Below are 263 nucleotides of genomic sequence, written 5' to 3' on the forward strand. Positions count from 1 at the left end.
GCTGTTCTGCAGGGGCATCCAGGCCGAGGATCACCACCCCGCGGCAGTGCGGGTCACGGCGTTCGATAATCTCGCTCAGTGCCGTCCAGCCCTCGGCGGAAAGCGGCGGCAGCTTCCACCAGTCCGGGTAAATGCCGAGGTTGTAGAAGCGGGAGATGGCGCGCAGGTAGAGCTCGTCGCTGCGCGGCATGGTCGCAGGCAGGATCACCTCCAGCAGCAGCTCGTGCCCGGACTGGCAGCAGGCGTGGTACACCTCAGCGATT

Annotated in this window: 1 protein-coding gene; it reads right to left on the reverse strand. The window is 66.2% G+C overall.

Going from position 1 to position 263, the window contains the following annotated elements:
* The coding region (locus tag ACZ2IA_RS23045; protein WP_470294909.1) for a 2-deoxy-5-keto-D-gluconate 6-phosphate aldolase domain-containing protein at positions 1-263 on the reverse strand (263 nt) is incomplete at both ends.

The organism is Crenobacter sp. CS_VA4 (genome assembly GCF_055597485.1).